Source organism: Leptospira tipperaryensis, from assembly GCF_001729245.1.
GTDB classification, from domain to species: Bacteria; Spirochaetota; Leptospiria; order Leptospirales; family Leptospiraceae; genus Leptospira; species Leptospira tipperaryensis.
In genome coordinates this window covers 1-26,575 of the sequence record NZ_CP015217.1, presented here as the reverse complement: position 1 = coordinate 26,575, position 26,575 = coordinate 1, and the positions used below count along the sequence as shown (strand labels likewise).

The window sequence follows — 26,575 nt, the reverse complement described above, 5'->3', positions numbered from 1 at the left end:
TTAGAAAGATTCTAATTTTAAAGAGGAAATAAAATCCACGTCTAAAAGGATGCGGCGCCTTCCGGTGATTTTTGAAGATCATCGATTAGAATTTTTTCTAAAACTTCAAAAAAGGCGGGTGTGTCGTCTTTATCACCGCTCGATTGAAAGAGTTTAAAACGTTCTCGAAAAATTTCCGCTTCCGAGCGGAGAATCACTTTCATTTTATTTCCGACTCGATACGCTTCGGACTCAAATCGGTTTCCTCCGTTTCCATCCGAACCATGAACAAGAAGTGTGAAAAAATTATCAAAGTATTCTTCGATATCGCCCGGAATAAACCAGTTCACCATTCCGGGTGGAAAAATTTGTAAGAACCTTCCGCTGATTTTTTTTTCGGGAATTTTTGAGAATTCTCCCGTTATCTTTTCATAATTTTTAGAAGAAGAAAAACGAAGTCTATATCCTAAACTTCTAATATCAATTTTTAAACCGTAGGCTTGAATGAATAAAGAAACACGAATGTGCAAGGTTTCAGGTTTAAGCCAATATCCCGGCGGAGTATCCGGAATTTTTAAGAATGTTTTTGTCTTTTCGTTATAGAGTTCGATTCCGCTCAAAAAATCTCCCGACTTAAAAATCGTTATTCTATAAGAAACCTGATTTAAAAGTTTAAACATTTTCTTATAGAACTCCGGAAATTTTACACCCGTTGATTCATCCAGCTCGTACATAAGCCAAGAAGAATTTTCGGCTCGGCCTATGTCGCAATTGGAAACGGAACAAAGATATTGATGTGCTACGGAGATTTTTGTAAATTTAGAAGATACGTCCTTACTGAAACGAAAAAAATTCTGCAGTTGATCCACATGCGAAAAAAAATCAAGATAACTAAAAGCGGGAAGAATCGATTCGGTTTTTCTTTTCATTCGATATGTTTTTTGATCCTTAAAAGAGGAAGGAACATAGTCGACGTGAATCTTATAAGGTACGTTATCCGGAACCTTGTCGGCAGTCAAAACCGACTGAAACCCGTGGTTGGTTTTGCGAAGATAAAAATCGATGGAAAGAATCCCTTCTTTCTCCTGAAGAAAAGTTTCGTCGGCGGAAGTAAGATTTCCATAGAGCGCGTTTCTAATTCCTCCGGAAGGAAATTCTCTGGAAAGAGCTTTTTGAAACGAAAGATATTCCTGCCAATAGGCGGCTTGGTTAGTTTTTTTTTGCACACAGTTGTATGTTAAGAATACAATCGTAATGCAGATAAAAATACGATGGTTACTTTCTTTGCTTTCGAATGATTTCATAGAGTTTATCCACCGTGCTATCGTCTACCGTTTGATAGTAGGATTCATAGATCAATTTCTTGTTCCCAGAAAAAATTCTTAACCAAGAAAAATTAGACCGAATTCCGGAAGATAAAATCCCTGTTTCGTCTAAAAACACAGATTCGTAATTTTTAGAATGATTCTCACGGATATAGGAATGAACCGCTGCGGGCGCATTTCTTAAATCCACGAATGCGACGAATTCAACGGGATCCTTGGACTCATCTATAAGATTTTGCATTCTCCAATAGATTTTTCTTCCGTGCTTTCTGCAAAGAACGATATCGGAAAATCCACAACCCAAAAATATCGAAGTCTTTCCTTTTAAACTTTTAGAACTGAGTTTTTGTCCTCTCTGATCCTTAAGTTGAAAATCCGGAAGGTCCGAAGAAAAAATTGGAAGCGATAAAAGTCCTATAAAGAATAACAAAATCCATTTCATCTTTTAATTCTTACTTTGTCTGATAGCGAAAGATTCCGTCCCAATGAAGTTCGGGAGGTTTTATTGAATAGAGCTTACATCGTTTCAAATAAATTTTGGAAAGATTATCTCTCGGTTCTTCCCGATATAACTCCTTGAAAATGCTCGACGCTTGCGAAAACTTTCCGGCTCTGTACTCTGACATTCCCTGCGATAACATATCTTTTGATTTGAATTTAAATTCACGAAGTTCTTCGGAATCACCTTCGAAAACTTCATAGATATCGACCGGTTGATTTCTTCCTTTTACAAATACCGTGTCGATCATTCGAATTCCGGCTTCGCTCATTCGATTTAATTGCAAGTATGTATGATGCGAGATCAAAATTTTACTTTGATAAAGAGAAGTGAGATCTTGAAGTCTGGAAGCGAGATTGACGGCGTCGCCAACGACGGTAGTATCGATTCTTCTCTCGCTTCCTACCGTTCCTAAAATTAAAGAGCCGGTGTTGATTCCGATTCCGATTTCTAAATTCCATTCCGAAGGGATCGAGAATCGTTTTTGGATTTTTCCGGATTTCACTGCGGAGATCATCTGAATTGCAGAATCGACCGCATTATCTGCGGAATTAAAATTCTCCTTATCGACTCGATCGTTATAGTCGGCAAACAACGCTAAGACGGCATCTCCCACATACTTGTCCACAAAACCGGCGGCCTGATACACGAGCTCTTCCATCTCGGAAAGATAAGAATTTAAGAATGCGATCGTTTGACTCGGTTTTATAGATTCCGAAAACGAAGTAAAGTCCCGAATATCCGAAAATAACACAGTCATGGATTTCTCTTTACTATCGCCGATCGCGATCGAGACAGGGGATTCCTTGTCTAAAATACGAATAAAATCTGCGGGAACAAAACGATAGAATGCATCCTTCTGATTAGAAAGTTCCTTATTGAGAAGTTGAGCGTCTTTATAAAGCTGAATGTATCTTGAAACTAGAATGCTTATAATCGTAATAATAAATAACGAATAAGCAATCTTAAAGAAAGGATAGTGCAGGCCTATGATCTTAAACATAGAATCCAAAAGATCCCAAACCGCAAAAAGGATACACGCCGATATCCCCGCCAACATTTTCCTTGAGTCGTGCTTTTTCTTTCTTACGGTTTGGATCGAAAAGAAAAGAATATAAAATAGAAAAAAGATTATCAAGATCTGACAGGCTTTCAGTGCGTTATGAGCCCATGAGAGTGGTGAAGACCAAACAACAATAAATAAAGAAAGTAAAACGGAAGTGAAGACGATCGGTAGAATTCCCATTTTTTGTTTCGGATAGAAATAATCCTGAATAAAAAAATAAAAAGCGGGAAGAATCAACATCAAGGAGGAATATTCGATTCTAAAAAAGAGAGAGCTGTCGACGTTTGAATTCGAATTCACAAACTTTTGAAAGATCAGATTGGACGAGGCAAAAAAGTAAATCGAAGATACGAACGAAAAAAGACCGAAGTAGAGATAGTAAAGATCCTGTCTTCGAGTGACGTAAAAAAGAATATGATAGATTCCGAATATAAAATAGATTCCATAGAGAAAAACTTCAAAGTATTCGGAAGTTGATTCGTATATTTGTTCGAAGGATGCAATTCTATACCCGCTCGCGTGATAAAAACCGAAATGATCGTTCTGAACATAAGGAGTGAGATTCGATTCTCCGACGATATACAATTCTATGGTATTCTTTCCTTCCCTCAAAACTCCAAAAGGAATCGGCAACGTTAGCGATTTTAACGATCTTCGGATCCGGGGATTGAGGTCGGCTTTGTCTCCAGTTTCGGAGAAGAGTTCATTTCGGATTAAAATTCCGTTTAGATAGAGTTCCCAATTCTCTCCTAAATCCGGAAAGTAAATCGCGGTCGGCATTTTTAAATAAGAAGATCCCGCATTGATCAAAAATTCGACTTTGACAGTTACGTCGTGAAACCCGGATTGATCGGGAATTTGAAAAAATGAATTGAATCCGATCGGAAATTGACGTATTTCCTTCCACTCGGCGGAAGAAGCCGATTCTTTCTCTTTACTCTTTTTTATAGATTGCGAACCGGAAGCCGAACGATTTTGTTTTCCCAATTTTGGATCCAGATGATTGCCCTGGATCACTTTCCATTCCGCGTGGGTTAGGTCTAAAACGTCCTCGTTGGGGTTGTATCCGCAGGAAAGAAAGAATGAGAAAGATAAGTAGATTATAAAGTGCTTTAGAAGCCGGACCATGCAACCAGATTTCAACGAGATCAAAAACCTGCGAAGGAAATTTCTTTCCTAAATCGAAAATTAAATCACATAACCAATTCGTCTTCACCCGCACGGGCCACGACGATTTCACCTGCGTCTTCCAATTTACGAATGATGTTTACGATTTTTTGCTGAGCGTCTTCCACGTCTTTGATTCGAATCGGACCCATAAAATCCATGTCCTCACGCAATAGGTTCGCGGCGCGTTTAGACATGTTCTTAAAGATTTTTTCCTGAACCTCTGTATCAACCGATTTCAACGCTTTTGCGAGATCGGAGTTATCCACTTCTCGCATGACTTTTTGAATCGCGCGGTCATCCAAGAGGACGATATCTTCGAAGACGAACATCCGTTTTTTGATCTCTTCGGCGAGCTCTGGATCTTCTTCTTCCAAAGCTTCGATGATCGTCTTTTCCGTTCCCCGGTCGACCAAGTTCAAAATCTCGACAACGGAATCGATACCACCGGCGGAAGTATAGTCTTCCGAAGCCAATGTGGAAAGTTTTCTTTCGAGAACCCGTTCCACTTCTCTCAATACGTCCGGACTCACCCGGTCCATCGTTGCGATTCGTTTTGCAACTTCGGCTTGGATGGTATGCGGTAAGTTGGAAAGAATGTTCGAAGCTTTTTGCGGATCCAAATACGAAAGAATCAATGCGATCGTCTGAGGGTGTTCGTTCTGAATAAAGTTTAATAAGTGCTGAGGATCCGTTCTTCGAATAAAGTCGAATGGTCTTACTTGCAAAGAAGAAGTAAGACGATTGATGATATCGATCGCTTTCTGGTTTCCGAGAGCTTTTTCCAAAAGACCGCGGGCAAAGTCGATACCGCCGTTTGAGATAAATTCTTGAGCCATCATGAGCTCGTTGAATTCTACTAAAACTTTTTCCTTATCTTCCGGAGTGATCTTATCAAGACGGGCGATCTCGAATGTGATCTGCTCGATCTCGTCCTCTCGGAGGTGCTTAAAGATCTCCGAAGACACTTCGCTACCGACCGCGATTAGAAAAATTGCGGCCTTTTGTCTTCCGGTTAAGTTGGTCTTCTTATTGAGCACTTCCGAGTCTACCTGTATGAATCCTATCGGTTAAAATAGGTCTTTTCAACGAAAAGATTTTTGGGTGAGAAGAAGAATTTTGTTCCACTGAAAAAACCCGATTCTCCCTTTAGAAGAAGTCCATTTTCAGAAAACTTGACCTTTCCCAGGATGGAAAAACAATCGGAATAGGAGAATTCCATTGAAACTCAAGGTCTACGAATACAAAAACTGCAGTACTTGCAGGAACGCTCTTAAATATCTTTCCGGTAAAAAAGTGGAATTGGAAGTTCTTCCGATCCGGGAAACGCCACCCAAAAAAACGGAACTCAAGACGATGCTGAAATACGTTGGAAACGATTCTAAAAAGCTTTTTAATACATCCGGCGGAGATTACAAAGAATTAGGATTGAAAGACAAATTGGCTTCTATGCCGATCGAAGAGCAGTTGGATCTTCTTTCGAAGAACGGAAATTTAGTGAAACGCCCTTTCGTCTTAGGAGAAGGTTTTGGATTCGTCGGTTTTAAAGAAGAAGAGTGGAAAAAACAAATTCGATAGTTACAAGTCGACCGAAGTTCCGAAAGCGCCGGTGGCATCCGGATCGTTGATCGTCTGCGGAGTCGAAGTGTACCCAGCACCCGTTCCATCGGAAAGGTAAAGATAAACTTTACCAACATAAGCTCCGCCTCCGATTGAATTCGGAGCTCCGACTAAAAGATCGCTGAAACCATCTCCGTTGATATCTCCGGAGCTAATCACGTTTCCCATATTTCCTTGGTTTACAGCTTGGGTTAAAAAGTTCAAGGAAGTGGGATTGAGTCCCAACGTATTTCCGCCGTATAAGAATGTAATCGCACATCCTTGCGCACTAAACGTGTTTGTATAAGAATAACCACCGATTAGAATGTCGAACAACCCGTCCCCATTGATATCTCCTGAAGTAACCGAAGTCGCGCTCTGCGAACCCGAAACTCCAGTTACAGGACTATTGGCTGCATTGGAAAGAATTCCCGAATTAGAAAGATATAAATAAGTTCTTCCGAAGGCGCCAGATTCTTGATAAGCGCCTAAAATTACATCGGCAAGACCATCTCGATTCACATCCATCGTGGCCGCTGAATTTGCATACCATTCGTTCGTTGCCGATCCCGAAAAAGTTTGAGAGTAAGAAGCAAACGTCGTACCTTGGGAAGTATGAACAAAGAAGGCCCCGTTTTGACTGGATCCAACCGCTCCGGAAATTAAGTCTGATTTTCCGTCTCCGTTTAAATCTCCAAGCGCAACGGAATAACCGTAAAACTGAGTGCTTCCCGCGAGACTTGGATTATTCACCTGTTGAGTGAAAGAAACTCCCTGACCGATTGCGGCGTTCGAAGTAAAAATGTAAGCACTTCCTACGTTTGATAAATCATAAGGAGATCCTACGATTATATCGGAAAAACCGTCTCCGTTGATATCTCCGGAGGCAATATTAAGAATTCCTGTTCCTACCGTAGTCGGGGTTAAGGGAGTTGTTGAAAGCGCCCCGCTTGCTCCTAAAGAAAGATAAATAGAAAAGTTAGCCGCCGTATTTGATACCGTCGCGTCCGCGTAACCGTCCCCGTCGATATCGCTCAAGACGACGGAATAACCAAATCCACTCGCTCCATTGATCGTGGTTGCGGGAGTGGCCGTTAGTCCCCCACCTTGTCCCAATGAGAGATAAGCTCTTGCACGGGAAAAATTTTGAGAACCGATCATGGCGTCAGGATAACCGTCTCCGTTGATATCCTTATTCAGTCCCTTCTGTAAAGAAACAACTAACGGAAATGAAACTTGCCCACTGGAAGTTATAGCTCTGATTGAAATCGTATGAAAACTCCAATCTTTCCAAATTCCGGAAGAAGGAATCGTCGCTGGAACACCGGGTGCTGGCAGTTGAAATTTCCACTGGTTACCGGAAAGGACTGCCTTCACAAAAGGACCCGAATCTAAGGAAACTTCCACCCCAGCAGCGGAAGGATCAAAATCACCGGAAAGAAAACCCGAATTCAAAAGTCCTTTCGGACCAACGCTGAGGAGACGGGGCCTTACCACTCCAAAACGAACACCACAAGAATTCGCCTCGCCCGCGTTTGCAAAATAACTTACGATCAGATTTTTATAGAATAAGGATCCCTTTTCGTCGCACAAATTGTTCATCGACTTGATGCTACAGTTAAAGAATACGAAAAAGATTACTAGAGGATAAAAGAGACGATTCATTTCTGATACCAGGAAATAAATTATAAACTAACTTTAAAAAGAAAATCAAAATAAATAAAATCAATCGGCAAATTTTTTATTATCGAACAAAAGAGGATTCGAACAAACCGCGACGAGATCCTTCAAGCCATCTTTCACGATCAATGAATGATAAAAATTAGAAATGTCCAATTTTTATCATTGGTCACGTTCATAAAATATTTACTAAATATTATGCGAAGTCCTTTTTTCTTTCATCGGACGGATTTTCCGTTAGAAATATAGCGAGATTTTTTCAGAGGAATGCGGTGAATTCGGAAATTCGTTTTGCGAGCTATAAAAGATCGAAACCTTTCCCTTCTCTTGTGACTGTAATTTCGTCTCCGGTGACGTCCAAGATCGTTGAGAGTTCAACGTTAACAATTCCACCATCTACTATCCCTTCCACTCTAGATCCGTAGATTTCTTCTAAGGATTCTACTTCAATGATAAATTCATCGTTGGCAAAGACCGAGGTAGATGTAAGAGGGTTCGGATGAATTTTCATCAATTCTTGCAGATAGATCGCATCCGGAATTCTAATACCAATTTGTTTTTCTTTCTGATTGGAAAAGGAAACTCGAGGTAAATGTTTATTCGCTCTAATGATAAAAGTAAACGGACCCGGGGTCAGTTTTTTCATTAAGCGAAATGCTTCGTTCGGTAAGTATTCGATATAATTCGAAGCCACGGAGATACTTGAACAGATTAGGGAAAGAGGTTGGTTTTTTGGAATATTCTTCAGTTCGTATAATCTTTCCACACCGGTCTTAGATTGAGAATCCGCAATGAGTGCGTAAACCGTATCCGTTGGAAAAATATAAACCTTACCCTCCAACAAATTCTCCGAAATCTGTTGGAGTTTTCTTTTTTCCGGATTGATTGGATGAAGAGAAACGATCATCAAAGTTTAGACTCTTTTTAGAGTCCTGCGGTGATTCCCCCATCCACAACAATCGTTTGTCCTGTAACGTAGGCGGATGCATCGCTAGCGAGGTAAATCGCGGCTCCTACGAGATCTTCCGGTTTTCCCATTCTTCCCATTGGAATCGCCTTCACCATCTGTTCCATAACTTCCGGTTTTTCTTTGATCATTTCGGTCATGTCGGTGTCGATAAAACCGGGACAGATCGCGTTGACTCGATAACCGGACCCAATCCATTCCACCGCCAAGGCTCTGGTCATATTGATTACGGCGCCTTTTGTTCCCGAATAAACCGATGCAAATTTAGTTCCCCTCATTCCTAGAATGGAAGCGATATTGATGATGTTTCCACCCTTCTTTTTATGAATTTTGTAATACGAAGCACAGGTTCTAAATACGCCGGTAAAGTTTGTTTGAATGATCGATTCGATCTCATCCTCTTTTAAAAAAGCAGCCGGTTTGTTTGCGGCGATTCCTGCGTTGTTTACCAAAACGTCCAACTTTCCGTGTTCTTTTACGATGGACTCAATGATGGAAGTCATCGCATCCGGTTGACGAATGTCTGCGGCGAATCCTTTGATTCCGCTTCCTTCAAATCTTTTGATGGATTCTTCCGAAGATCCAGTTCCGTAAACGATCGCCCCTGCGTCCTTAAATCCCTGCGCAAAATGTTTTCCGATCCCGCGTGTAGATCCGGTCACAAGAACCGTTTTATTTTTTAAATTGAATAGATCGCTCAATTGTATTCACTCCTGATTGTAATTTGGTTTCACCGGATAACAAGGCCGTATATTTTCTATCGATTCGTTGTTAGTCGCGCCTTCGGGACGTTTTCCGCGTTCCGTATCAAAAGTGCGAATCAGTTTCCGAGAATCGATTCTGATATTCTTTCCAAAGTCCGAACTTGTATCCCGAGTTTTTTCTTTTCTAGGCTTTTTATCAGAATATGGATCAAAAATTTCGGTCCCTCTTTCATCTTTTTCAATCGTCAAGTCGTCAACCAGAACTTCTCGATTGATATAGTGCGCGCCGTCGCTTTCGTAAGTATTGTGCAAAGGGTCGCAGTCGAACATATCGATTTTAGCTACAATCTTATCGCAGAAGATCAGATATTCTTTGCAAAGGTATTGGTAACTTCGTTCTTTTACTCTGTCAAAACTTCCTCTTCTACAGGATGGTAACAGCAGAACGATAAATAAAAGAATCAGGATTTTTTTTATATAGAATGAATTCATAAAAGTAATTTTAGAACATTAAGGTTTTGTGTTGTTTTGTTTTTCTGAACTCGCTGGCGAGTTTTTTGAATCGCTTTCTTTTTGAAGTTTACCGGAAGAAATTCCGAGTCTCCACTCATAGGATTTTAAAGTCCGAATTCTATCTTTTTTTCTTTCTTCTTCCGAATCGGAGTGAAGCTTATCTTCAGCATCGTCCCAGTAAATCAATTCTTCCGGTTTCAAATAGTCCGTTTCTAAAATTCTATTTTTCGAGATTCGATCCGAAAGCGAAATTGTAGAATCTTCTATTTTTCCGAGTAGAATTTTAATCTGATAAAGAGAAATCAACGCTTGCTTTTGAAAATAAAGAGCCGACGTCCGTTCTCCTTTTTCCAACTCGCTTACGGAAGCCTTTGAAGAATCTCCCGAACGAACATAATATTTTTCTAATACGGGAAGAATACTTCGGTTTTTATTTTTCTGATCCAAACGAATGGAGACGATCAACGGAGCCAGTTCTTGACCTAGCTGAACCGTCTTTGTTTCGTAATCCCTTCTCAAAACTTCTTCCAAGGGAACTACCGCTTTGTAAACGTTTTCAAAACCCGTAGCGGCTGTAGAATATTCCGCTCTGAGATACGAAATTTCCGCCTGTCCATAGTCCGATGTTATTTTATCCAGATCTTGTTTTTTTCCAAAATTCAAAAGAGAGGTGCGGATTCCTTTCAAACCAAGAAAGGCTTTCTTGCGAACCGATTCTAATTTTCCGGTCACGATCAGTTCTTTTTCAGAGCCGATCTTTGTATTTTCCTTAGAATCCTTTTGATCGTTCGTTTTTTCTTGGGAAAAAATCGAGGAGATCGAAGTAAGGAGAAGGATACAAAAAAGAACACGGAGATTAAGATAAGAAGACTTTTGATTCTCTTTCATCCATACCAATATCGACTGGAAAACGGGTGCAAAGCAAGGCTTTTCTCAAACTGTGGATTTATGATCGTCCTCAGATCCAAATCTCCCCGTAGAAAACAGGTATTGGAATCGCTGGATCTGGATTTTCGAGTCGAACCGGAAGACATCGACGAAAGTTCCTTACCGAAGGAAAGCCCTTTGGAATATCTAAAGCGGATCACACTTTCTAAATTAGGGACCAAATCGAAAACCGAATTGCTCGTTTCCTGCGATACGATCGTTGTCTACAATCATCGAATTCTTCAAAAACCCCGCGATTTTCAAGAAGCTGTAGAAATCTTAGAAACCCTCTCAGGAAATACTCATATCGTTTATTCGGGTTTGGGAATTTACGATCGCGGTTTGGAACAATTCGCATTTGATTCTTCTAAGGTCGCGTTTCAACCATGGACTCGGGATCAGATTCGCAAGTACGTGGAAACCTATTCTCCCTTTGATAAGGCAGGAAGTTACGGGATTCAAGACGCGGAAGGTCCTGTGGAACACTTTGAAGGATCTTACACAAACATTCTCGGCTTTCCGATCCGAATGTTTTTTCAGTACCACAAATTATGGGAAAAGTATCTGAAGGGGAATCAAGCGTAGAAATCAATGAGGCTTCCGCGTGTTTGCGGTTGCGCTTCTGTAGAAGGGCGAGCTAAATTCTTTCCGGGAAAACTTCGGTCAGAATTAAAATCTTCCCTTTGAATACGGTCCACGGCCTCAACCTTCCCTCCAAGACGAGCCGGGCTGACATAGGCCAAACCTTCTCCTGGAAAAGAAATCCTCTGGACTCCGGAACTGATGTTCATATTCTATTCTTCGGAGAATCGATTCCTTACCTTAAGTTAAATGTTCCGGTTTTTTCGGAAACAAATCGGATTCTCACCTGAAACAATGGCGACCAAAACAAAAGAATACAAAAATTCAATCGAGTTTCTCTCCGATTTTGGAAAGGACCTGCCGTCGATCGTTTTCGTTGCGGCGAAAGAATCCTACGAATTCGAGATTCTCGCGGAAAAGTATAAGGAAGCGATTCGTAAAACCGGAGAATCCATAGAAATCGTAATCTTTGTTTCCGAGCCGGGAGATTTCGAAAGATTTCAGTCGGAAGCTTTTAACCTCGATATGTTTTCCAATCGGAAATTGTTTATCATCAAATCTGGATTAGAATTTTTTAAACCGGTTTCCGGTGGAAAAGGAAAGAACAACGAATCCTTACAAAAGCAATTTTCCAATTTCCCGGATTCCATTCAGCTCTTAGTTCATTACAATCACTGGGAAGTTCCAAGCAAGGTTTTACAACTTTTCGGCGGCAAAGCTCATCTCATCAAAACTAAAAATTTTTATCCAAACGAAGCCAAAGGCGGACTTTTACAAGCCTGCAAAGAAATAGGCGTTCAGTTGGAAGAAGACGCGATGGATGAGTTTCTTCATAAAATTCCGCCTTCGATGGGAGCGTATTTGCAATCGCTTTCTAAACTGAAACTCTATCTAAGCAAAAAGGTTTTTAACAAACAAGACGTCGAAGACGTTCTTATGTTTAACTCGGAACTCAACTCGAGCGGCCTCGTGGATTTTTTTATGGAATCGGATCGAATTCGTTTTTTTAAAGAATTCCGGAAGTTTCAAAAGGGAAAAGATTCGCTGCTTCTGTTTTTTACGATTTTAAAAGAAAGAATCGATCAACTCCGAAAATACAAAATCATTTCGAGAAAATACGAAGCGACTCTTTCCGATGAAGAAATTTACGAATACCTCGATATTCAGTCTTATAGCCCGGCGAGAAAGAATTTCGTTCGGAATCGACTTAAAAAGGAAGCCACTTTCTTTTCCGATAAGATCATCGGCGAACTTTATGACTTTATCATAGATATGAATATTAGGATCAAAACGGGATCGGAAAAGGAAGAATCCGAATTCTACTTCAATCGAAAGATGGAAGATTTTTTTATTCTGCTTCGCCGGAAAGACCGAATTCTATAATCTTCCTATAAATTGTTCTTTCCGATATTCCTAAAATTTTCGCGGCCTTTTCTCGATTTCCATTCACAAGAATTAGATTCTTTTTTATGATTTCCCTTTCGTAGTCTCTGAGCGGAATTCCCGTTTTTACTTCTATAAATTCTTTATAAACATAGGAAGTTTCAAACATCTGAGGGGGAAGATGTTTTGTATCAAGAATTCGAACCGGGAATAAAGAGACCATACTTTCCAGAAGATTTCTCAACTGCCGTATGTTTCCCGGAAAATCGTAATTCAAAAGTAAGTGATAGAGTTTTTCACTCAGTCGAATTTCTTTTCTTTTATATTTATCGGAAAGTATTTCGAGGAAATGTTTAATGAGTAGAGGAATGTCTTCTTTTCTTTCTCTGAGATCCGGAAGGTCCAATCTGTAATTGGAGATTTCGAAGTACAAAGATTCTAAGATATCTCCGGCTTCAAGTTTTTGTTTCCATTCCTTTCCGGATAAAAATAGGAATCTTGAATCCGTTTGATTTTCACGAAGTCGCTTTAACAGGAAAGCTTGGATTTCTTTTGGAAACTTTGTAAAATTCTTAAATACAAAGTACGTGTTTTGTTCTTGAGAAAGAATACTCTCTAATGCGGACTCGTTTTCAAGATTTTCAGAATCCAAAACTCGAATCGAAGGTTCTTTACCCGATAGTTTCGCGATCAACTGGGAAATAAACGTCTTTCCAGATCCAGGGCCGCCAGTAAGAAATAGGGGCATCTGATTTTGGGAAAAAGATTTGATTCGATCTAATATTTTAACCGAGTTAGAAGCATTGCTGATAAAAATATGTTCGTCGGAATTCAAATGAGGATCCCTTTAGTAAAAGATTATAATCCTTTGACCTGTAGAACTCGACCTCGGACGATACAATCGAAAGAACTTTTGTTCGTATTCTGAAAATAATTTCTTACCTGAATGGGCGTACATTCTAGGATTTGGGAAAAATTTCCTTTGTAGACTTCGGTAAGGCCCGCGATATTACTCACTCCGTCTACGGATGCGCCCGAGGGAACATAAGTCGTCTGATAACTTACCAATTCTTCCGTTTCCGGGGCTTTTACACCCGTCGGTAAAGATACCCAAAAAGCTTTTTCACCGGACTTGATTAAAACTTCCGGTCCTTCCGATTTGAATTCGTCTTTCAAAAGCACATTGGAAAGTAAAAAACTCAGATTGTCGCGAAGCGGTTCCGACGCGAGAATCTTATCGCCCGTCAATTCAGCGTAGATTTCCGTAAAATTGAGAGGATTGATCGCTTCCGATTCGGTGTATTTTCCGGAATAGGAAACCTTATTGAGTGAGGATTCAGAGCCCGTCTGTCCCGCAGAAAGTTCCGAGTAAGTAAAATAAATTTGTCTTCCGCGAAAGAGCAATGTTTTGGAATCTTTTGCCGTGCTCACCTTGCGAGAATACGAGATCTCATAAAAACTTCCTTTGGAAAGAATTCCTTTATAAAACTGCGTCTGTGAAATGGAAAAATACGGAGCGGTGAAAAGTCGGATCCCGTAACCCGCAGATTGTAAATCTTGAAGAATGGAAGAGAGTGTGGGATTGGGAATTTTTCCCTTTGCATTTGTAAGAATGATTATGTCTTGAAACGTTTGAGATTTTGTTCCGGATTGAAGTAGACTTCTTTTCACGTTGATCAGAGCATCCGATAGATCCTCTAAAGAAGATTTTCCGACCGATCTTAAATTAGAAATCTGTGTTCTAAGTTCTGCGAGCGAACCCGCTTTCGGAAGAATCGTGGTCTTTCCTTCGGAGAAAGTCACGACTCGAATTCCGGTCATCCATTCCCAAGAAGCTGTTTTTACGAATTGAACCCATTCTTCTCTCTCTCTTTGAAAGGAAGGAGACAAGTCGATTACAAAGATCAATTCTTTCGAAGACTTCTTTTGATTCAATTGGGAGATTTGTCTTTTTTTGGAAGGAATCCATGGAAAGGATTTCTCCGTCATAGAACGCATTAAAGAAAAAGGATCCGATTTTTCGGAAAGGTGTAACTCATCCAATTGCTTCTGTGTACAATTATAAACAGAGCGATCGAGCGTGATTTGATTTTGAAAACTCAACTCATCACGAACTAAAATATCGACGGAAAGTTCAGAACAAATTTTTGCGAAGTCTTCCTTTGCAAAACGGGAACTTCGAAATTTTTCGAAAAGTTCTTTCTCCTTAATTCTTTCAGTCGCGTCTACTTTGGCCCTTAAGAGTAAGTTTGCGTAAAAAGCCCCAAATTTGGAAATTTCTTGCGATCTATCGCTGATTCTCTGAAAAGAATTTGGTAAGTTGCCGTCTACTTTACCCGGAAGGAAAGTTATACTCGTAGAGAGTAACGGTTGAGCCAAGAAAATTAAGAAAAATAATAAATTTCGTAACATAAAGAATTAGTGCGACGCAAATCTCTCTCTGAGATTCATTTAGAGAAATCTATGTTTCAAAGCAACCTATTAAAAAATGTGTTGCATAAACTCGGCGAAGTATTAGATTTTTTCATTTAGTAGATCAAGGAGAAAATAATGATCAATAGACTTATCGCTCTATCTGTAGCAACAATGATTTTTGCAGCTTGCTCCAGCACCGACACTGGACAAAAAGACGCAACATCTGTAGGTGACGGTGGATGGACATTTGAAGGATGGGGTGGAGCTCCAGAACAAAGAAACGACGGAAAAACACCAAGAGATACTGCTCCAAAAGACTGGTACTATATTAAATTTTCTTCCAGAGCATCCGCTAAAGCAGTGGCTAAGAAAAGCCAGGCTATGATGCAATCAACTTGCCGTGAAGCTTCTAGACTTCAAGGCGCTTCTGATGTTGTGAAGAAGATGGTTGGTGAAACTGTAGAAGCTGCTTCCGGCGTATCCGACGGTGAAGCAACTGCTTCCGTAATTGTTTCTCAGTCTCAAGGCGTTGTAAAAGGAGTTGGGGTTTACGAGTGTAAAGCAACTGGTAACGGTTCCGATCCAAAAGACGTTTCTAAAGACAACTGGGAAGAATGTCAGTGTGTTATCTATGCAAAATTTCCTGGTGGAAAGGATGCTCTGGTAGCGAAAGCACAAGAGGTTTCCAATAAGCAGTAAGCTTTTCTAAAAAGAAGCTTTTTGTTTCGAAACCCCGCTGTTTAAAGGCGGGGTTTTTTATTGCCTATGACCCGATCGAATATAAGGATTTTTGAATCTTGGTTTTCGACTTCGACATAGATTTAAAATCGAATTTTCATTACTCCAAGGAAAGGTTAAACTTACTTGCTAGATTGGTGATATCCGTAGAAAATTCATCCTGCTTTGACGCAGCTTTTTTCAGAGCTTCCGTTGCCGAGCTAAGAATTTTCGTTTTCTCTTCCTCCGTTGCTGAATTGTATTTCGCTAATTCCTGACTCGCCTTCTTTAAAAGTTTAATCGTTTCACCCAAGAGTGCGTCTTTACTCAGGTGCGGAGAGGCGGTCTTAATCCACACGTCATAATAATTGGTAAGTTTTTCCTCTTCGAGGATGGAGTCGTAACAAGTTACTTTGGAGAATTCTCCAATAACTTCCTGTTCTAAACAATACATCCCTCGTTTCAATTTGCCTTTCGTATTAGCCGTGATAGTCGGTTTTACGAAAGCATCCTCACTCGCGTTCAAAACAAAATATACGTTCTCAGAAAAGTTTTTTACCGGAGCATAACCTTCTTTATTTTCCACGGTTCTAACTTTTAAAAAAGTAGCGGAAACCATTCCCTTTTTGTCCTTCGTCGGGACTTGTACATCCACGGTTTCCAGTCCTGTAACTTCTTCCATTCCATAGACGAGAGAGACTTGATCTTCTTTTTTGTCACTTCCCGGAATTTTATAAATCCATTGGTCATAATTCGCAAATCTAGTTCCGAGGATTTGCGGAACGTCTTTCTTTTCTTCCTTTTTGCAGGCGTTAGAAACTAACAAAGCAAAAGAGAGAACTAAGAATATTTTTACAAGTTTCATAAAGTAATTTCTCCGTTTCGCGAAGTTATCGCGGAAGGATTTAAAATAGTCAAGAAAAACGCTTAGAACGAGCACTAAAACTTGCGTTTACTTCATCAAAACACCTAACGCTAAGAATCGATTTCAAAGAAGTTTTTATGCGAAAGGGCTGAAAAATAAGAAAGTTATCGAATTCTTATTGAATTGAAATTGCTTTGAAAAAGAGGAAATTTAAAATTCTTACTTTCAGAATAAGGAATGTTAGATCAATGTAATACTAAAGAGCTAACAGCCCTACGGGAAATCAAAAGCTCTTCAAAACGATCAAACTCTCTGATTTCCAAGAGTTGAGATTTCCAGAGTGGATCAAACTCCAATCCGGAAAGATATTTCACAAGGTGTTTGCGAAAAAGAACCAAGCCGAATTCTTCTCCAAAATTTTCAATCATCCATGAGAGATGTTGTAGAATCACTTCCGATATCTCGGTCCAGGATAGATTTTCTTTTTTGATTTCGGAAAAAATCCAGGGATTGCCGATTGCGTTTCTTCCGATTAAAACGCCATCGACTCCGTATTCTTGAATCTTCTTTTGCGCTTCTTGAAAACTTTTAATATCTCCGTTTCCAAAAACAGGAATCTTTACGCTCGACTTTACTTCGCCGATCGCATTCCAATCCGCAAATCCAGTATAAGCCATTTCCTTAGTTCTGCCATGGACCGTTAGTGCATCCACACCTGAGTCTTCCAGGATCTTCGCGACCTCAAGATAGTTGCGATTTTCAGAATCCCATCCGATTCTTATCTTAGCGGTTACAGGCACTGTAACCCTTTTCTTAATAGCCTCGATAATCTTTCCTGTGTGTACAGGCCTTCGCAATAAACCGGCTCCGGCACCTCGAAGAGAAACCTTCCGAGTGGAACAGCCCATATTGAGATCGATGATATCGGGTTTTAATTCTTGGATGATTTCGGCCGCTTCCGCGATCACCTCGAGTCGATTTCCAAAAATCTGAAATGTGATCGGTCTTTCTTCCGGATGAAATTGAAACATCTTTAAGGCTTTCGGCGCCTTATGAATAATTTCATCCGTGTTTACAAATTCAGTATAGGAAAATGCGGCTCCGAACTTTCTACAAATTCTACGAGTGGGAGAATCGGAAATGCCCGCCATCGGAGAAAGAGAAATTCTCCCAGGGATCGTAACATTTCCGATCTGAATCATATTCTTAACTTTCTCCGAGAACCGTAAAGTCTTGGACCTTATCGTTGTCTTTCAAATCTACGAGACGTACGCCGACGGCGGTCCTCCCTAGTTTAGAAATGTCGAATGCGTTGATTCGAATCGTCATTCCTTGCTGAGTGATTAGAATGATTTCATCCTCTGCGCCCACGGAGCCGGTTCCCACTGAGAAGCCGTTTTTATCCGTGACTTTTAAGTAAGCCATTCCTTTTCCACCTCTTCCTTTTGCGGCAAATTCTTCAAAGCCGAGACGTTTTCCGTAACCTTCTTCGGAAACAACGAAGATGTCTTCGCCTTCTTTGAATTTACTAAGACCAACAATCGCATCGTCTTGAGAAAGTCTCATGCCCGTTACGCCGCTCGCAGTACGACCTTGAGGACGGATGATCGTCCCTTCGATTCTGAGGGCTAAACCTTTTCTGGAGAATATGATCACTTCGTCTTTATCGTTGATCGCTTCTACTTTAATGAGGTCGTCTCCGTCGCGAAGACCGATCGCAATGATACCCGATTTCTTAACATTACTGAATTCGTTAAGGTGAATTCGTTTGATAAAACCTTTGCGAGTTACAAGAAGGAGGTCTTTATCCATATCTTCTTCTCTGAATGCGAAGACAGAAGAAATGTATTCATCCTCTCTAAGGTTTATGATCGCTTTGAGGGATTTTCCGCGCGCTTCTTTGGAAGCGATCGGAAGTTCATAAGCTTTCATCACGTAAACTTTTCCAATATTGGAAAAGAACATGATGCTATCGTGAGTCATTGCGGCTTTCATGATCTTGATCACATCGTCTCGTTTCTGTGAAAGACCTTGGATTCCCTTCCCGCCGCGTTTTTGTCTTTTGAAAGTATCGATCGGAAGACGTTTTACGAATTGATCATACGTGATTTGGATTACGATTTCTTCATCCGCAATCAAATCTTCCGCGTTGAAAGAAGAACTTTCAATGCTTTCGATCGAAATTTCAGTTTTTCTTTTGGTTCCGTATTTATCGCCGACTTCTTGAAGTTCGGTGCAAACGATATCACTTACACGAGAAGGTTTCGCGAGAATGTCTTTTAGATCCACAATGAGTTTTCTGACTTCTTCCAATTCATCGATGATCTTCTGGACTTCGAGAGAAGTAAGTCTTTGCAATCTCATTTCGAGAATCGCATCCGTCTGAACATCGGAAAGGCTGAACTTCAACATCAATTGTTCTTTTGCTTCCGCAGGATTTTTAGAAGCGCGAATTACTTTGATTACGTCTTCGATATTTTCTAAGGCAATCTTCAAACCTTCTAAAATATGGGCGCGCTTTTCAGCCTTATCTAAATCAAACTGGGTTCTTCGTACGATTACGACTCTTCTGTGAGCCGAGTATGCGGTAAGAATTTCCTTGATATTGAAAATCTTAGGTTTGTTATCCAGAATCGCGAGCATCGTGATTCCATAACTTACCTGAAGCTGGGTCATCTTATAAAGTTGATTGAGAATGACCTGAGCATTTGCATCTTTCTTAATATGAATTTCTACTCGAATTCCTTTACGATCGGAAAGATCTAAAATTTCAGAGATTCCTTCGATATTCTTGTCGTTAACTAGATCCCCGATTTTTTCAAGAAGAACTTTCTTATTTACTTGATAAGGAATTTCCGTTACGACGATGACTTCCCGTCCGTTCTTCTTTTCTTCGATATCAACCTTGGATCGGATCCGAATCGAACCCTTTCCGGTCGTATAAGCTGAGATCAGTCCTTCTCCACCGATGATAATACCGGAAGTAGGAAAATCAGGACCCGGAATGATTTTTAAAATTTCAGGAATTGATATTTCCGGGTTCCGAATGACGGCAATGACCGCATCGATCGTTTCTTTTAGGTTATGAGGCGGGATGTTCGTCGCCATACCCACCGCAATTCCGGAAGAACCGTTTACGAGTAAGTTTGGAAAATTAGCCGGTAGAACATCCGGTTGTTGTTTCGTATCATCATAGTTAGGTGAAAAACTTACGGTGTCTTTTTCGATATCACGCAAAAGTTCTTCGGCGACTTTTTCAAGTCTTGCTTCCGTATAACGATAGGCAGCCGGATTATCACCGTCGATGGAGCCGAAGTTTCCTTGTCCGTCGATCAAAGGAACTCTCAAAGAGAAATCCTGGACCATTCTTACGAGAGCTTCGTAAACGGAAGCGTCACCGTGAGGGTGATAGTTACCGATTACTTCCCCGACGATCTTAGCGCATTTTACGTAAGGACGATCGCTTCTCCAAGCACGCTCATTCATCGCGTGAAGAATTCTTCTATGAACCGGTTTTAAACCGTCTCTGACGTCCGGAAGCGCCCGTCCTACGATAACGGACATCGCGTATCCAAGATACGCCTCTTTCATTTGGTCTTCGATTTCTACAGGAATTACCCGGACTCCGTTTCTCAACGCTTCCGCGATATCTGGTTTTCCTGCAATATTGTAGCTTAGGACTTTTGTTTCGTTTTCCATCTCTTGACTCATTTCTGAATTCCCTTCGGATCAAAGATCCAAGTTTGCTACCTTTGCGGCGTTTACTTCGATAAACATTTTTCTTGGGTGAACTTCATCGCCCATAAGGACGTTAAACGTTTCTTCCGCTTCCACGAAGTCGTCTAACTTTACTTTCAAAACCACTCGATTGGAAGGATCCATCGTGGTTTCCCAAAGTTGTTCGGGATTCATCTCTCCCAAACCTTTGTATCGTTGAATTACAACTTTGTCCGTGCCGACCGTTTTCAATAGTTCGTCTTTTTCTTTATCAGAGTAAGCATAAGTAGAATTTTTACCGTGTTTGATTAAATAAAGAGGCGGTTGTGCGACGTAGAGATATCCTCTTTCGATCACGGGCCTCATATAACGAAAGAAGAATGTAAGAAGGAGTGTGCGAATATGAGAACCGTCGATATCTGCGTCCGTCATAATCATAATCTTATGATAACGAATCTTATCGATATTAAACTCATCTTCGCCGATTCCGGTCCCTAGCGCAGAAACTAAGATTCGAATCTCTTCACTCGCGAGAATTTTATCAAGTCTCGCTTTTTCCACGTTTAAAATTTTTCCTTTCAAAGGAAGGATCGCTTGTGTGTTTCTATCTCTTCCTTGTTTTGCAGAACCGCCCGCGGAATCTCCCTCGACGAGATAGATTTCCGAATGAGCCGGATCTTTTTCAGAACAGTCCGCCAGTTTTCCCGGCAAACCCCCGCCTTCCAAAACCGTCTTTCTTCTCGTAAGATCTCTTGCTTTTCGAGCTGCTTCTCTTGCTTTCGCGGAAAGAATACATTTTTCTAATATTCTTTTTGTAATATTAGGATTCTCTTCAAAGAAAAGAGTAAGACCTTCCGAAGTTAAGGTTTGCATGATCCCTTTGATTTCCGCATTTACCAATTTTTCTTTTGTCTGAGAGTTAAACTGAGGTTGTGGAATTTTTACAGAGATAACAGCAGTCAAACCTTCCTTCACATCTTCACCCGATAAGCCGGTTGGATGTTTTTTCGCGAGCACGGTATCTTTTTTAAGAAAATCGTTGAGAGTTCTCGTGAGCGCCGCGCGAAAACCTTCGAGGTGAGTTCCACCCAAGTTATTGTTGATGTTATTCGTAAAACAGAAAATACTTTCCGTATATGTTTCGGAGTATTGGATCGAAATTTCGGCGATTACATCCTCTTTATTTCTTTCAAAGTGAATCACTTTGTGCATCGGATGTTTGTTTTCGTTGATATGTTCTACGAAAGAAACGATACCGCCTGAAAACTGAAATTCATTCTTTAAAAGATTCTCACCTTCGTTTCCTCGTCTCCGATCTTCAATTGTAAGAATCAAACCTTTATTCAAAAAAGCTAATTCTCTAAATCGAGCGGAAAGGACGTCGAATTGGAAATCGACCGTGGTAAAGATGGAGGCATCCGGCTTAAAACGGACAATCGTTCCTCTTTCAGAAGATTCTCCCTTTGCTTCTACCGGAGAAACGGGAATCCCCTTTTCATATTTTTGAGTATAAATTCTACCTTTTTGAAAAACCTCTACGACGAGCCATTCAGAAAGTGCGTTCACGACCGAAACCCCAACCCCGTGGAGCCCGCCGGAAACCTTGTAGGCGTCGTTTTCAAACTTACCACCGGCGTGGAGAATGGTCATAACGACTTCGATGGTTGAAATTTTCTTATCCGGGTGAATATCGACGGGAATCCCTCGGCCATTGTCTCTTACTTCGATTATGTTATCGGGAAGAATGCTGATTTTGATTTCTGTACAATGACCGGCCATCGCCTCGTCCACGGAGTTATCAACAACTTCGTAGACCATTTTATGAAGCCCCGTATCATCCTGAGTTCCAATGTACATCCCCGGACGTTTTCTAACAGCTTCCAGACCCTCTAAAATCTTAATCTGACCGGCGCTGTAGCTTGCTTCTTCTTGGCTCATTTTTTTCAGACCTCAGGAATAGTTTTCCTGAAAACCATAGGGAGGCAAGGAAATTCATTTATTAATCAAAGATATTGAAGAATCTCGAGATAACGTTTTTTAACTTCCGGATCGGTTTCTTTCTCAAGTATGGCAATTAAATCCTCTTTGCCTTCTAATCCTTTTTTTTCCTTTGTTTCCGGTTGTTTAGAAGAGACGGAATTCGTTAGTTTACCGATTGAAATTTCCAAGGAACGAACAACACCTTTTCCGAGAAAGAGAGAAGCTTGTCTTAGGATTCGGTTTTGAAGAAAAAGCAATTCTTGTTTGTAGGCATTGTGGGAAACGATAATTCTTAATTTGCCGAACTGAATCGAACTAACTTCGGAATGAGAGGCAAAGACTGGTCCGACTATTTCTTTCCAACGATTTTTGAGCGTGTTTAGGGAAATTTTTTCCTGAAGACTTTCTTCCGTAATTCCCAATTGATTGAGAACGGATTTGAACTCGTCGGTTTCAATCTTTTTCGATGAAATTAGATCGTCTCTCATTCTACTGAACGAACGGCTCCGTCTTTGATGATAAAGATCTGCTTTTGATCTTCGAGCTTACCGACATAATCCTGAATTCCTTCCAGATCGGTCGTCGTAAAAAAAGCCTGACCGGCGTTAACCACTAAGTCCACAAAGTATTCCCTTCGTTTTACATCCAATTCGCGGATCACGTCGTCTATCAGTAAGACAGGGGTTGTATTGAGAATATTCTTATAATAGTTGAAAGTGGCGGCTTTTAAAGCGATTACCGTACTTCTTTTTTGGCCTTGAGAACCGAATTCCGTAATATCACGGGAATCAGCCCCGATAAAAAGATCGTCGCGATGAATTCCGGCAGAAGTATAACCGAGTCTCAAATCCCGACCCAAGTTGCGATTCAGTTTATCAAAAAATTCTTGTTCGTCTTTGACGTCCGGTTTGTAGATCAACGTAAGTCCGTCTCTTCCACCGCTCAACTTATCCAAGTTTGTCTGATAGAATGAATTCAATTCTAAAACGATTTCTCTTCTTTTATTTAAGAGGATCGTTCCTTTTTCCACGAGTCTCTTTTCCCAAATGGAAAGTTGAGAAGAATCCGAATTTCCCGTTTTTAAAAGAGCGTTTCTATGTTTTAGAATTTTATTATATTCCAATAAAGAATCCAAATAAAACGGATCAAAGGAAGAAATGAAAGCGTCTATAAACTTTCTTCTTTCCGCTGGGCCGCCTTCTATAATTTTCAAATCCATCGGAGTTAAAAGAACCGTTATAAATTTTCCGATCAGATCCGTTCTCTTTTTGATTTCTTCCTGATTGAATTTTAATTTTCTTTTTACAGTCGGTTTTGTAGTATATCCGATTTCTAAAATGGATTCTTTTTGATTTTCTTGGATTCTACCTCGGAGAAAATAATTCTCGGCGCCCCAACGGATTAAATTTCCGTCTTCCGACTCGCGAAAACTTTTTAACCACGACAACATACAAATTGCTTCGAGAAGATTTGTTTTTCCTTCTCCGTTATCGCCCACAAAAAAAATAAGCCTGGAATGAAAATCCAGGCTCAGTTCTTCGTGACTTCTAAAGTTTTGAAGTGTAAGATGTTTTAAAAACATTAAAGTTTCATCGGCATAATTACAGAGATAAATTCAGGATCGGACGGATCCTTAAAGATCACTGGTGAACTGGAATCTGAAAATTCGATTTTAACTTCCGTATCGTCGATGGATTTAAAAATGTCCATGAGATATTCCCCTTTGAAAGCGATCGTAACTTCATCGCCCGAATATTCGATCGACTTGTTGATACTTGCTTCCGATGCGCCGAGTGTTTGTGCAAAGAAGTTTAGATTGTTTTTAGTAAAGGTAAGTCTTACTTGTCTCGATGGTTCTTCCGCGGCGGTCATAACCTGTCTCAGAGAAACTTGAAATTCTTCTTTGGAAATTCCGGTGGAGAATTTAGTACTTTTAGGAATTACTTGTTCGTAGTTTGGAAAATTTCCTTCGATCAATTTACACAAGAGTTCAATATTATTTGCCGAAGCGTAAATCTGACTGTCGATCAATCCTATATTACCGGTTTCTGATGTAGCAATCATTTTTGAAATTTCTCGGATCGCTTTTGCAGGAACGATAATCGATTCTTTAAATTGCAAGGGTGCGGGAAGTGTTCTTTCAATCTTACAAAGTCTTCTTCCGTCGGTTCCAACAAAGATCAGCTTAGTTTCATTCGGGATCATATAAAGTCCGTTGAAAATAAAACGCTGATCTTCATGAGCGATCGCGTAAGAAGTTTTTCTGATCATATCATTGATTAACGTACTAGGAAACGAAGACACTTGAGAGGAATTTACTTTGGAAATCGTTTTGATTTCTTCGGCGTCCATTCCTGAAATTTTAGATTTGTAATCGTTCTTTCCGGAAGCATCGGTAATGTATGCGATCGAAGATTCACCATCAGATTCTTCTAAGGACAAAATAGTTTCTTCAAAGTTGATCGTTTTAAAAAAGCTGGAAAGTTGTTTTGCCGGTAAGGAAATACTTCCCGGTTGAATGACTTCCGCAGGAACTGAAGTTTTTATAGAGATCTCAAGATCCGTCGCTGAAAGAAATACTTCTTTTCCTTCGGCTTCTATTTTAAGATTTGATAATACAGATTTAATCTCTCTTGCGGAGATCACACCTTCCACAGCATGGATTGCTTTTAAGAATTCAGATGTGTTTATTTTGATTTTCAATTTTGTTCTCCTAATATCTTACTTAATTAAATAGGTTCTTATTATTGTACAGTTGTAGGAGTAGTACCTGTAAATATGTACATAAAATCGTATTCCTATTGAATACTGAAATATGTCTCATTCTTTTTGAAAAGAGAATTTTCATTTTGGACATAATTCTTCGTCAATTTCTTCACTTGAAGCGACAGTAATTTTGCATTATGTCTTATTTACAGATTTATTAAACTTACTGAACAAGGAAAAGAGAGTTTATATACACTTTATTTACAGTGTGTGTAAATCTGAATTCACCTGTAAGTTTAAAACGCTTACTGAAGTCGATAACGAGAGCTGATTCTTTCGACTAAAAATCGCATATCTTTGTTTTTGGAAAGTAGGTCCTCAGCTTTTCTGACCCCGTGAATGACCGTCGTATGCTGAGTTTGAAAAAGTCTTCCAACCTGAGACTTGTTCACTTTAAAAATATTGTGCAGAAGATAAAAACAAATGTGGCGAGGAATGATGAGTTCTTTCTTTCTACTCTTTCCCATAATCTCGGAAGGGTTTAAACTGAATTCTTTTGCAACCGCTTCGATGATTCTGTCATGAGAAAATTCTACGTTCTTTTTTCGATAAAGACGATTTTTTACGATCTCCTTTACTTTCTCCAAGTTCAAAAACAAAAGAGAATAGGATTTTTTATAAAGATAAATATCGTTCAGCGCTCCAAGAAGAAGTCTTGTATCTTCTTCGATTTGATCCGCGAGAAAATCTAAGATATCCTCACTCAATCCTAAATCCATAATTTGAGAATGATGTGCGACGATGCCTTTTCGAATTTCTCTGTCCGGATATTGAATGTCAGCTTGAACGCCGGTTACGAATCTTGATTTTAATCTTTCGTGTATTGGAAGCTCGGAACTTGGACGATCCGATGCGATAACGATTTGTCTTCTTCTCTCAAAAAGAAAATTGAACAATGCGAAAAATTCATCCTGAGTTTTTTCTGCGTTTGTTGAGAGAAGTTGAATGTCGTCCACGAGAAGGCAGTTGTAAGATTGATATTTTATTTTAAAACTTTCGATCAGTTCTCGAGATTGCAATGCAAAACGAAATTCATTCATAAAGGAGGATATATCAACGTAGCAGACCGTTTTCCACGGATCTTTTTTTAAAAGTTCGGAACCGATCGCATGAAGCAGATGTGTTTTTCCAACTCCGACGCTACCGAACAAGTAAAGAGGATTTATCTCCGCAGGTTTTCTTACACATTCTTTAGCTGCCGTATAGGCTAAACGATTACAGTCGCCGACGATAAAGGATTCGAACGTATAATCCGGATTGAATTGAAAATCTTTTTGATCGAATGATTTTTCAAGAATGGTCTGAAGCGGTGATGCGGCCTTTGTTTCGATCAGAATTTCGACCGGAATTTTATCTCCGCAGGCTTCTAAGATCGCGCTTTCAATGATGCTTTGATATTTTCTTTCAACGTGAGTCTTGATTGTCGCCGAAGGAGCGATGATCGTACATTTTTCAGAGTTAAGAGTTTCTAATTTCAGGGTATCAATGAACCTTTCAAAGTATTGAGGAGATATTTTCTTGGATACTTCCTCTAAAATTTTATTCCAAACTAGGTTCAACTCTTCCTCCAAAGAAACAAAAACAAAAATTCTCTCTCACAAGAGATTTTTACGAGTTTGATTTGGATGGTTTTCTCCAAATCAATTGACTGAGGCTATTTTTCACTTTTCCTCCGGAGTCCCGGAGATCGATGAATGAGAATACACTATTTTTGAAAGAACTCT

Annotated in this window: 24 protein-coding genes; 4 read left to right on the top strand and 20 right to left on the bottom strand. The window is 40.0% G+C overall.

What is annotated here, in order from left to right; translation table 11 throughout:
* Positions 1-41: 41 nt before the first annotated feature.
* The 4 genes from A0128_RS00120 to fliG all read right to left on the bottom strand — a co-directional run bounded on the left by A0128_RS00120 (position 42) and on the right by fliG (position 5,076).
* Complete coding sequence (locus tag A0128_RS00120; protein ID WP_069605677.1) at positions 42-1,283, bottom strand: LIC10025 family lipoprotein; 1,242 nt, start codon at positions 1,281-1,283, stop codon at positions 42-44.
* On the bottom strand, positions 1,255-1,746 hold the full coding sequence (locus A0128_RS00115) for a hypothetical protein (protein WP_069605676.1): 492 nt from the start codon (positions 1,744-1,746) through the stop codon (positions 1,255-1,257). The genes A0128_RS00120 and A0128_RS00115 overlap by 29 nt, the downstream gene beginning before the upstream one ends.
* A 10-nt stretch (positions 1,747-1,756) precedes the next feature.
* Positions 1,757-3,997: an adenylate/guanylate cyclase domain-containing protein gene (locus A0128_RS00110; protein ID WP_069605675.1), complete on the bottom strand. Its 2,241-nt coding sequence runs from the start codon at positions 3,995-3,997 to the stop codon at positions 1,757-1,759.
* Positions 3,998-4,062: 65 nt separating this feature from the next.
* Positions 4,063-5,076, bottom strand: a complete 1,014-nt coding sequence (gene fliG / locus A0128_RS00105; protein WP_069605674.1) for a flagellar motor switch protein FliG — start codon at positions 5,074-5,076, stop codon at positions 4,063-4,065.
* 181 nt (positions 5,077-5,257) lie between these two features.
* Here fliG and A0128_RS00100 point away from each other — a divergent pair, with 181 nt between their 5' ends.
* Positions 5,258-5,614 (top strand): arsenate reductase family protein, encoded by a 357-nt coding sequence (locus A0128_RS00100; protein ID WP_069605673.1) that lies wholly within the window; start codon positions 5,258-5,260, stop codon positions 5,612-5,614.
* On the opposite strand, the gene A0128_RS00095 is transcribed toward A0128_RS00100, so the two are convergent.
* From A0128_RS00095 to A0128_RS00075, 5 genes are all read right to left on the bottom strand, one after another.
* Positions 5,615-7,300 carry an FG-GAP and VCBS repeat-containing protein gene (locus tag A0128_RS00095; protein ID WP_069605672.1) on the bottom strand — a complete coding sequence of 562 codons (1,686 nt, stop codon included), beginning with the start codon at positions 7,298-7,300 and terminating at the stop codon, positions 5,615-5,617. It lies immediately after the preceding gene.
* A 313-nt stretch (positions 7,301-7,613) separates the two neighbouring features.
* Positions 7,614-8,222, bottom strand: coding sequence for an L-threonylcarbamoyladenylate synthase (locus tag A0128_RS00090; RefSeq protein ID WP_069605671.1), 609 nt, complete (start codon positions 8,220-8,222; stop codon positions 7,614-7,616).
* Between the two features lie 17 nt (positions 8,223-8,239).
* Positions 8,240-8,983: an SDR family NAD(P)-dependent oxidoreductase gene (locus A0128_RS00085; RefSeq protein WP_069605670.1), complete on the bottom strand. Its 744-nt coding sequence runs from the start codon at positions 8,981-8,983 to the stop codon at positions 8,240-8,242.
* 6 nt (positions 8,984-8,989) lie between these two features.
* Positions 8,990-9,478, bottom strand: a complete 489-nt coding sequence (locus A0128_RS00080) for a hypothetical protein (protein ID WP_069605669.1) — start codon at positions 9,476-9,478, stop codon at positions 8,990-8,992.
* Positions 9,479-9,496: 18 nt separating this feature from the next.
* On the bottom strand, positions 9,497-10,387 hold the full coding sequence (locus A0128_RS00075) for a hypothetical protein (RefSeq protein ID WP_069609004.1): 891 nt from the start codon (positions 10,385-10,387) through the stop codon (positions 9,497-9,499).
* A gap of 60 nt (positions 10,388-10,447) precedes the next feature.
* On the opposite strand from A0128_RS00075, the gene A0128_RS00070 reads away from it, so the two are divergent.
* On the top strand, positions 10,448-11,011 hold the full coding sequence (locus A0128_RS00070; RefSeq protein WP_069605668.1) for a nucleoside triphosphate pyrophosphatase: 564 nt from the start codon (positions 10,448-10,450) through the stop codon (positions 11,009-11,011).
* On the opposite strand, the gene A0128_RS22195 is transcribed toward A0128_RS00070, so the two are convergent.
* Complete coding sequence (locus A0128_RS22195) at positions 11,002-11,217, bottom strand: hypothetical protein (protein WP_069605667.1); 216 nt, start codon at positions 11,215-11,217, stop codon at positions 11,002-11,004. The two genes, A0128_RS00070 and A0128_RS22195, sit on opposite strands and share 10 nt — an antisense overlap.
* An 85-nt stretch (positions 11,218-11,302) precedes the next feature.
* Here A0128_RS22195 and holA point away from each other — a divergent pair, with 85 nt between their 5' ends.
* Positions 11,303-12,391, top strand: a complete 1,089-nt coding sequence (gene holA / locus A0128_RS00060) for a DNA polymerase III subunit delta (RefSeq protein WP_069609003.1) — start codon at positions 11,303-11,305, stop codon at positions 12,389-12,391.
* On the opposite strand, the gene A0128_RS00055 is transcribed toward holA, so the two are convergent.
* Together A0128_RS00055 and A0128_RS00050 are read right to left on the bottom strand one after the other, a co-directional pair.
* Positions 12,357-13,226 (bottom strand): AAA-type ATPase lid domain-containing protein, encoded by an 870-nt coding sequence (locus A0128_RS00055; RefSeq protein WP_069605666.1) that lies wholly within the window; start codon positions 13,224-13,226, stop codon positions 12,357-12,359. The genes holA and A0128_RS00055 overlap by 35 nt on opposite strands.
* Positions 13,227-13,249: 23 nt before the next feature.
* Positions 13,250-14,803, bottom strand: a complete 1,554-nt coding sequence (locus tag A0128_RS00050; protein ID WP_069605665.1) for an LIC10012 family protein — start codon at positions 14,801-14,803, stop codon at positions 13,250-13,252.
* 138 nt (positions 14,804-14,941) lie between these two features.
* On the opposite strand from A0128_RS00050, the gene A0128_RS00045 reads away from it, so the two are divergent.
* Positions 14,942-15,505 carry a lipoprotein LipL21 gene (locus A0128_RS00045; RefSeq protein WP_069605664.1) on the top strand — a complete coding sequence of 188 codons (564 nt, stop codon included), beginning with the start codon at positions 14,942-14,944 and terminating at the stop codon, positions 15,503-15,505.
* 139 nt (positions 15,506-15,644) lie between these two features.
* Here the strand turns inward: A0128_RS00045 and lenA are convergent, their stop codons facing one another.
* From lenA to dnaA, 8 genes are all read right to left on the bottom strand, one after another.
* Complete coding sequence (gene lenA, locus A0128_RS00040; RefSeq protein ID WP_069605663.1) at positions 15,645-16,388, bottom strand: lipoprotein LenA; 744 nt, start codon at positions 16,386-16,388, stop codon at positions 15,645-15,647.
* 245 nt (positions 16,389-16,633) lie between these two features.
* Entirely contained in the window at positions 16,634-17,590 is a 957-nt protein-coding gene (gene dusB / locus A0128_RS00035; RefSeq protein WP_069605662.1) for a tRNA dihydrouridine synthase DusB, read from the bottom strand.
* A gap of 4 nt (positions 17,591-17,594) precedes the next feature.
* Positions 17,595-20,099 carry a DNA gyrase subunit A gene (gene gyrA / locus A0128_RS00030; RefSeq protein ID WP_069605661.1) on the bottom strand — a complete coding sequence of 835 codons (2,505 nt, stop codon included), beginning with the start codon at positions 20,097-20,099 and terminating at the stop codon, positions 17,595-17,597.
* Between the two features lie 18 nt (positions 20,100-20,117).
* Entirely contained in the window at positions 20,118-22,043 is a 1,926-nt protein-coding gene (gene gyrB / locus A0128_RS00025) for a DNA topoisomerase (ATP-hydrolyzing) subunit B (RefSeq protein ID WP_069605660.1), read from the bottom strand.
* A gap of 65 nt (positions 22,044-22,108) precedes the next feature.
* Positions 22,109-22,573 (bottom strand): DciA family protein, encoded by a 465-nt coding sequence (locus tag A0128_RS00020; protein ID WP_069605659.1) that lies wholly within the window; start codon positions 22,571-22,573, stop codon positions 22,109-22,111.
* On the bottom strand, positions 22,570-23,667 hold the full coding sequence (gene recF, locus A0128_RS00015) for a DNA replication/repair protein RecF (RefSeq protein ID WP_069605658.1): 1,098 nt from the start codon (positions 23,665-23,667) through the stop codon (positions 22,570-22,572). Before recF ends, A0128_RS00020 begins: the two co-directional genes overlap by 4 nt.
* A complete protein-coding gene (gene dnaN, locus A0128_RS00010; RefSeq protein ID WP_069605657.1) occupies positions 23,667-24,788 on the bottom strand; it encodes a DNA polymerase III subunit beta in 1,122 nt (373 codons plus the stop codon). The genes recF and dnaN overlap by 1 nt, the downstream gene beginning before the upstream one ends.
* A gap of 308 nt (positions 24,789-25,096) precedes the next feature.
* Positions 25,097-26,422: a chromosomal replication initiator protein DnaA gene (dnaA, locus tag A0128_RS00005; RefSeq protein WP_069605656.1), complete on the bottom strand. Its 1,326-nt coding sequence runs from the start codon at positions 26,420-26,422 to the stop codon at positions 25,097-25,099.
* Positions 26,423-26,575: the final 153 nt, after the last annotated feature.

Excerpts from the sequence above, each read along its gene's own strand:
- A0128_RS00120 (WP_069605677.1), bottom strand. The coding sequence starts at position 1,283 with ATGAAATCATTCGAAAGCAAAGAAAGTAACCATCGTATTTTTATCTGC.
- A0128_RS00115 (WP_069605676.1), bottom strand. The coding sequence starts at position 1,746 with ATGAAATGGATTTTGTTATTCTTTATAGGACTTTTATCGCTTCCAATT.
- A0128_RS00110 (WP_069605675.1), bottom strand. The coding sequence starts at position 3,997 with ATGGTCCGGCTTCTAAAGCACTTTATAATCTACTTATCTTTCTCATTC.
- A0128_RS00095 (WP_069605672.1), bottom strand. The coding sequence starts at position 7,300 with ATGAATCGTCTCTTTTATCCTCTAGTAATCTTTTTCGTATTCTTTAAC.
- A0128_RS00090 (WP_069605671.1), bottom strand. The coding sequence starts at position 8,222 with ATGATCGTTTCTCTTCATCCAATCAATCCGGAAAAAAGAAAACTCCAA.
- A0128_RS00080 (WP_069605669.1), bottom strand. The coding sequence starts at position 9,478 with ATGAATTCATTCTATATAAAAAAAATCCTGATTCTTTTATTTATCGTT.
- A0128_RS00075 (WP_069609004.1), bottom strand. The coding sequence starts at position 10,387 with ATGAAAGAGAATCAAAAGTCTTCTTATCTTAATCTCCGTGTTCTTTTT.
- A0128_RS00070 (WP_069605668.1), top strand. The coding sequence starts at position 10,448 with ATGATCGTCCTCAGATCCAAATCTCCCCGTAGAAAACAGGTATTGGAA.
- A0128_RS22195 (WP_069605667.1), bottom strand. The coding sequence starts at position 11,217 with ATGAACATCAGTTCCGGAGTCCAGAGGATTTCTTTTCCAGGAGAAGGT.
- holA (WP_069609003.1), top strand. The coding sequence starts at position 11,303 with ATGGCGACCAAAACAAAAGAATACAAAAATTCAATCGAGTTTCTCTCC.
- A0128_RS00050 (WP_069605665.1), bottom strand. The coding sequence starts at position 14,803 with ATGTTACGAAATTTATTATTTTTCTTAATTTTCTTGGCTCAACCGTTA.
- A0128_RS00045 (WP_069605664.1), top strand. The coding sequence starts at position 14,942 with ATGATCAATAGACTTATCGCTCTATCTGTAGCAACAATGATTTTTGCA.
- lenA (WP_069605663.1), bottom strand. The coding sequence starts at position 16,388 with ATGAAACTTGTAAAAATATTCTTAGTTCTCTCTTTTGCTTTGTTAGTT.
- dusB (WP_069605662.1), bottom strand. The coding sequence starts at position 17,590 with ATGATTCAGATCGGAAATGTTACGATCCCTGGGAGAATTTCTCTTTCT.
- gyrA (WP_069605661.1), bottom strand. The coding sequence starts at position 20,099 with ATGAGTCAAGAGATGGAAAACGAAACAAAAGTCCTAAGCTACAATATT.
- gyrB (WP_069605660.1), bottom strand. The coding sequence starts at position 22,043 with ATGAGCCAAGAAGAAGCAAGCTACAGCGCCGGTCAGATTAAGATTTTA.
- A0128_RS00020 (WP_069605659.1), bottom strand. The coding sequence starts at position 22,573 with ATGAGAGACGATCTAATTTCATCGAAAAAGATTGAAACCGACGAGTTC.
- recF (WP_069605658.1), bottom strand. The coding sequence starts at position 23,667 with ATGTTTTTAAAACATCTTACACTTCAAAACTTTAGAAGTCACGAAGAA.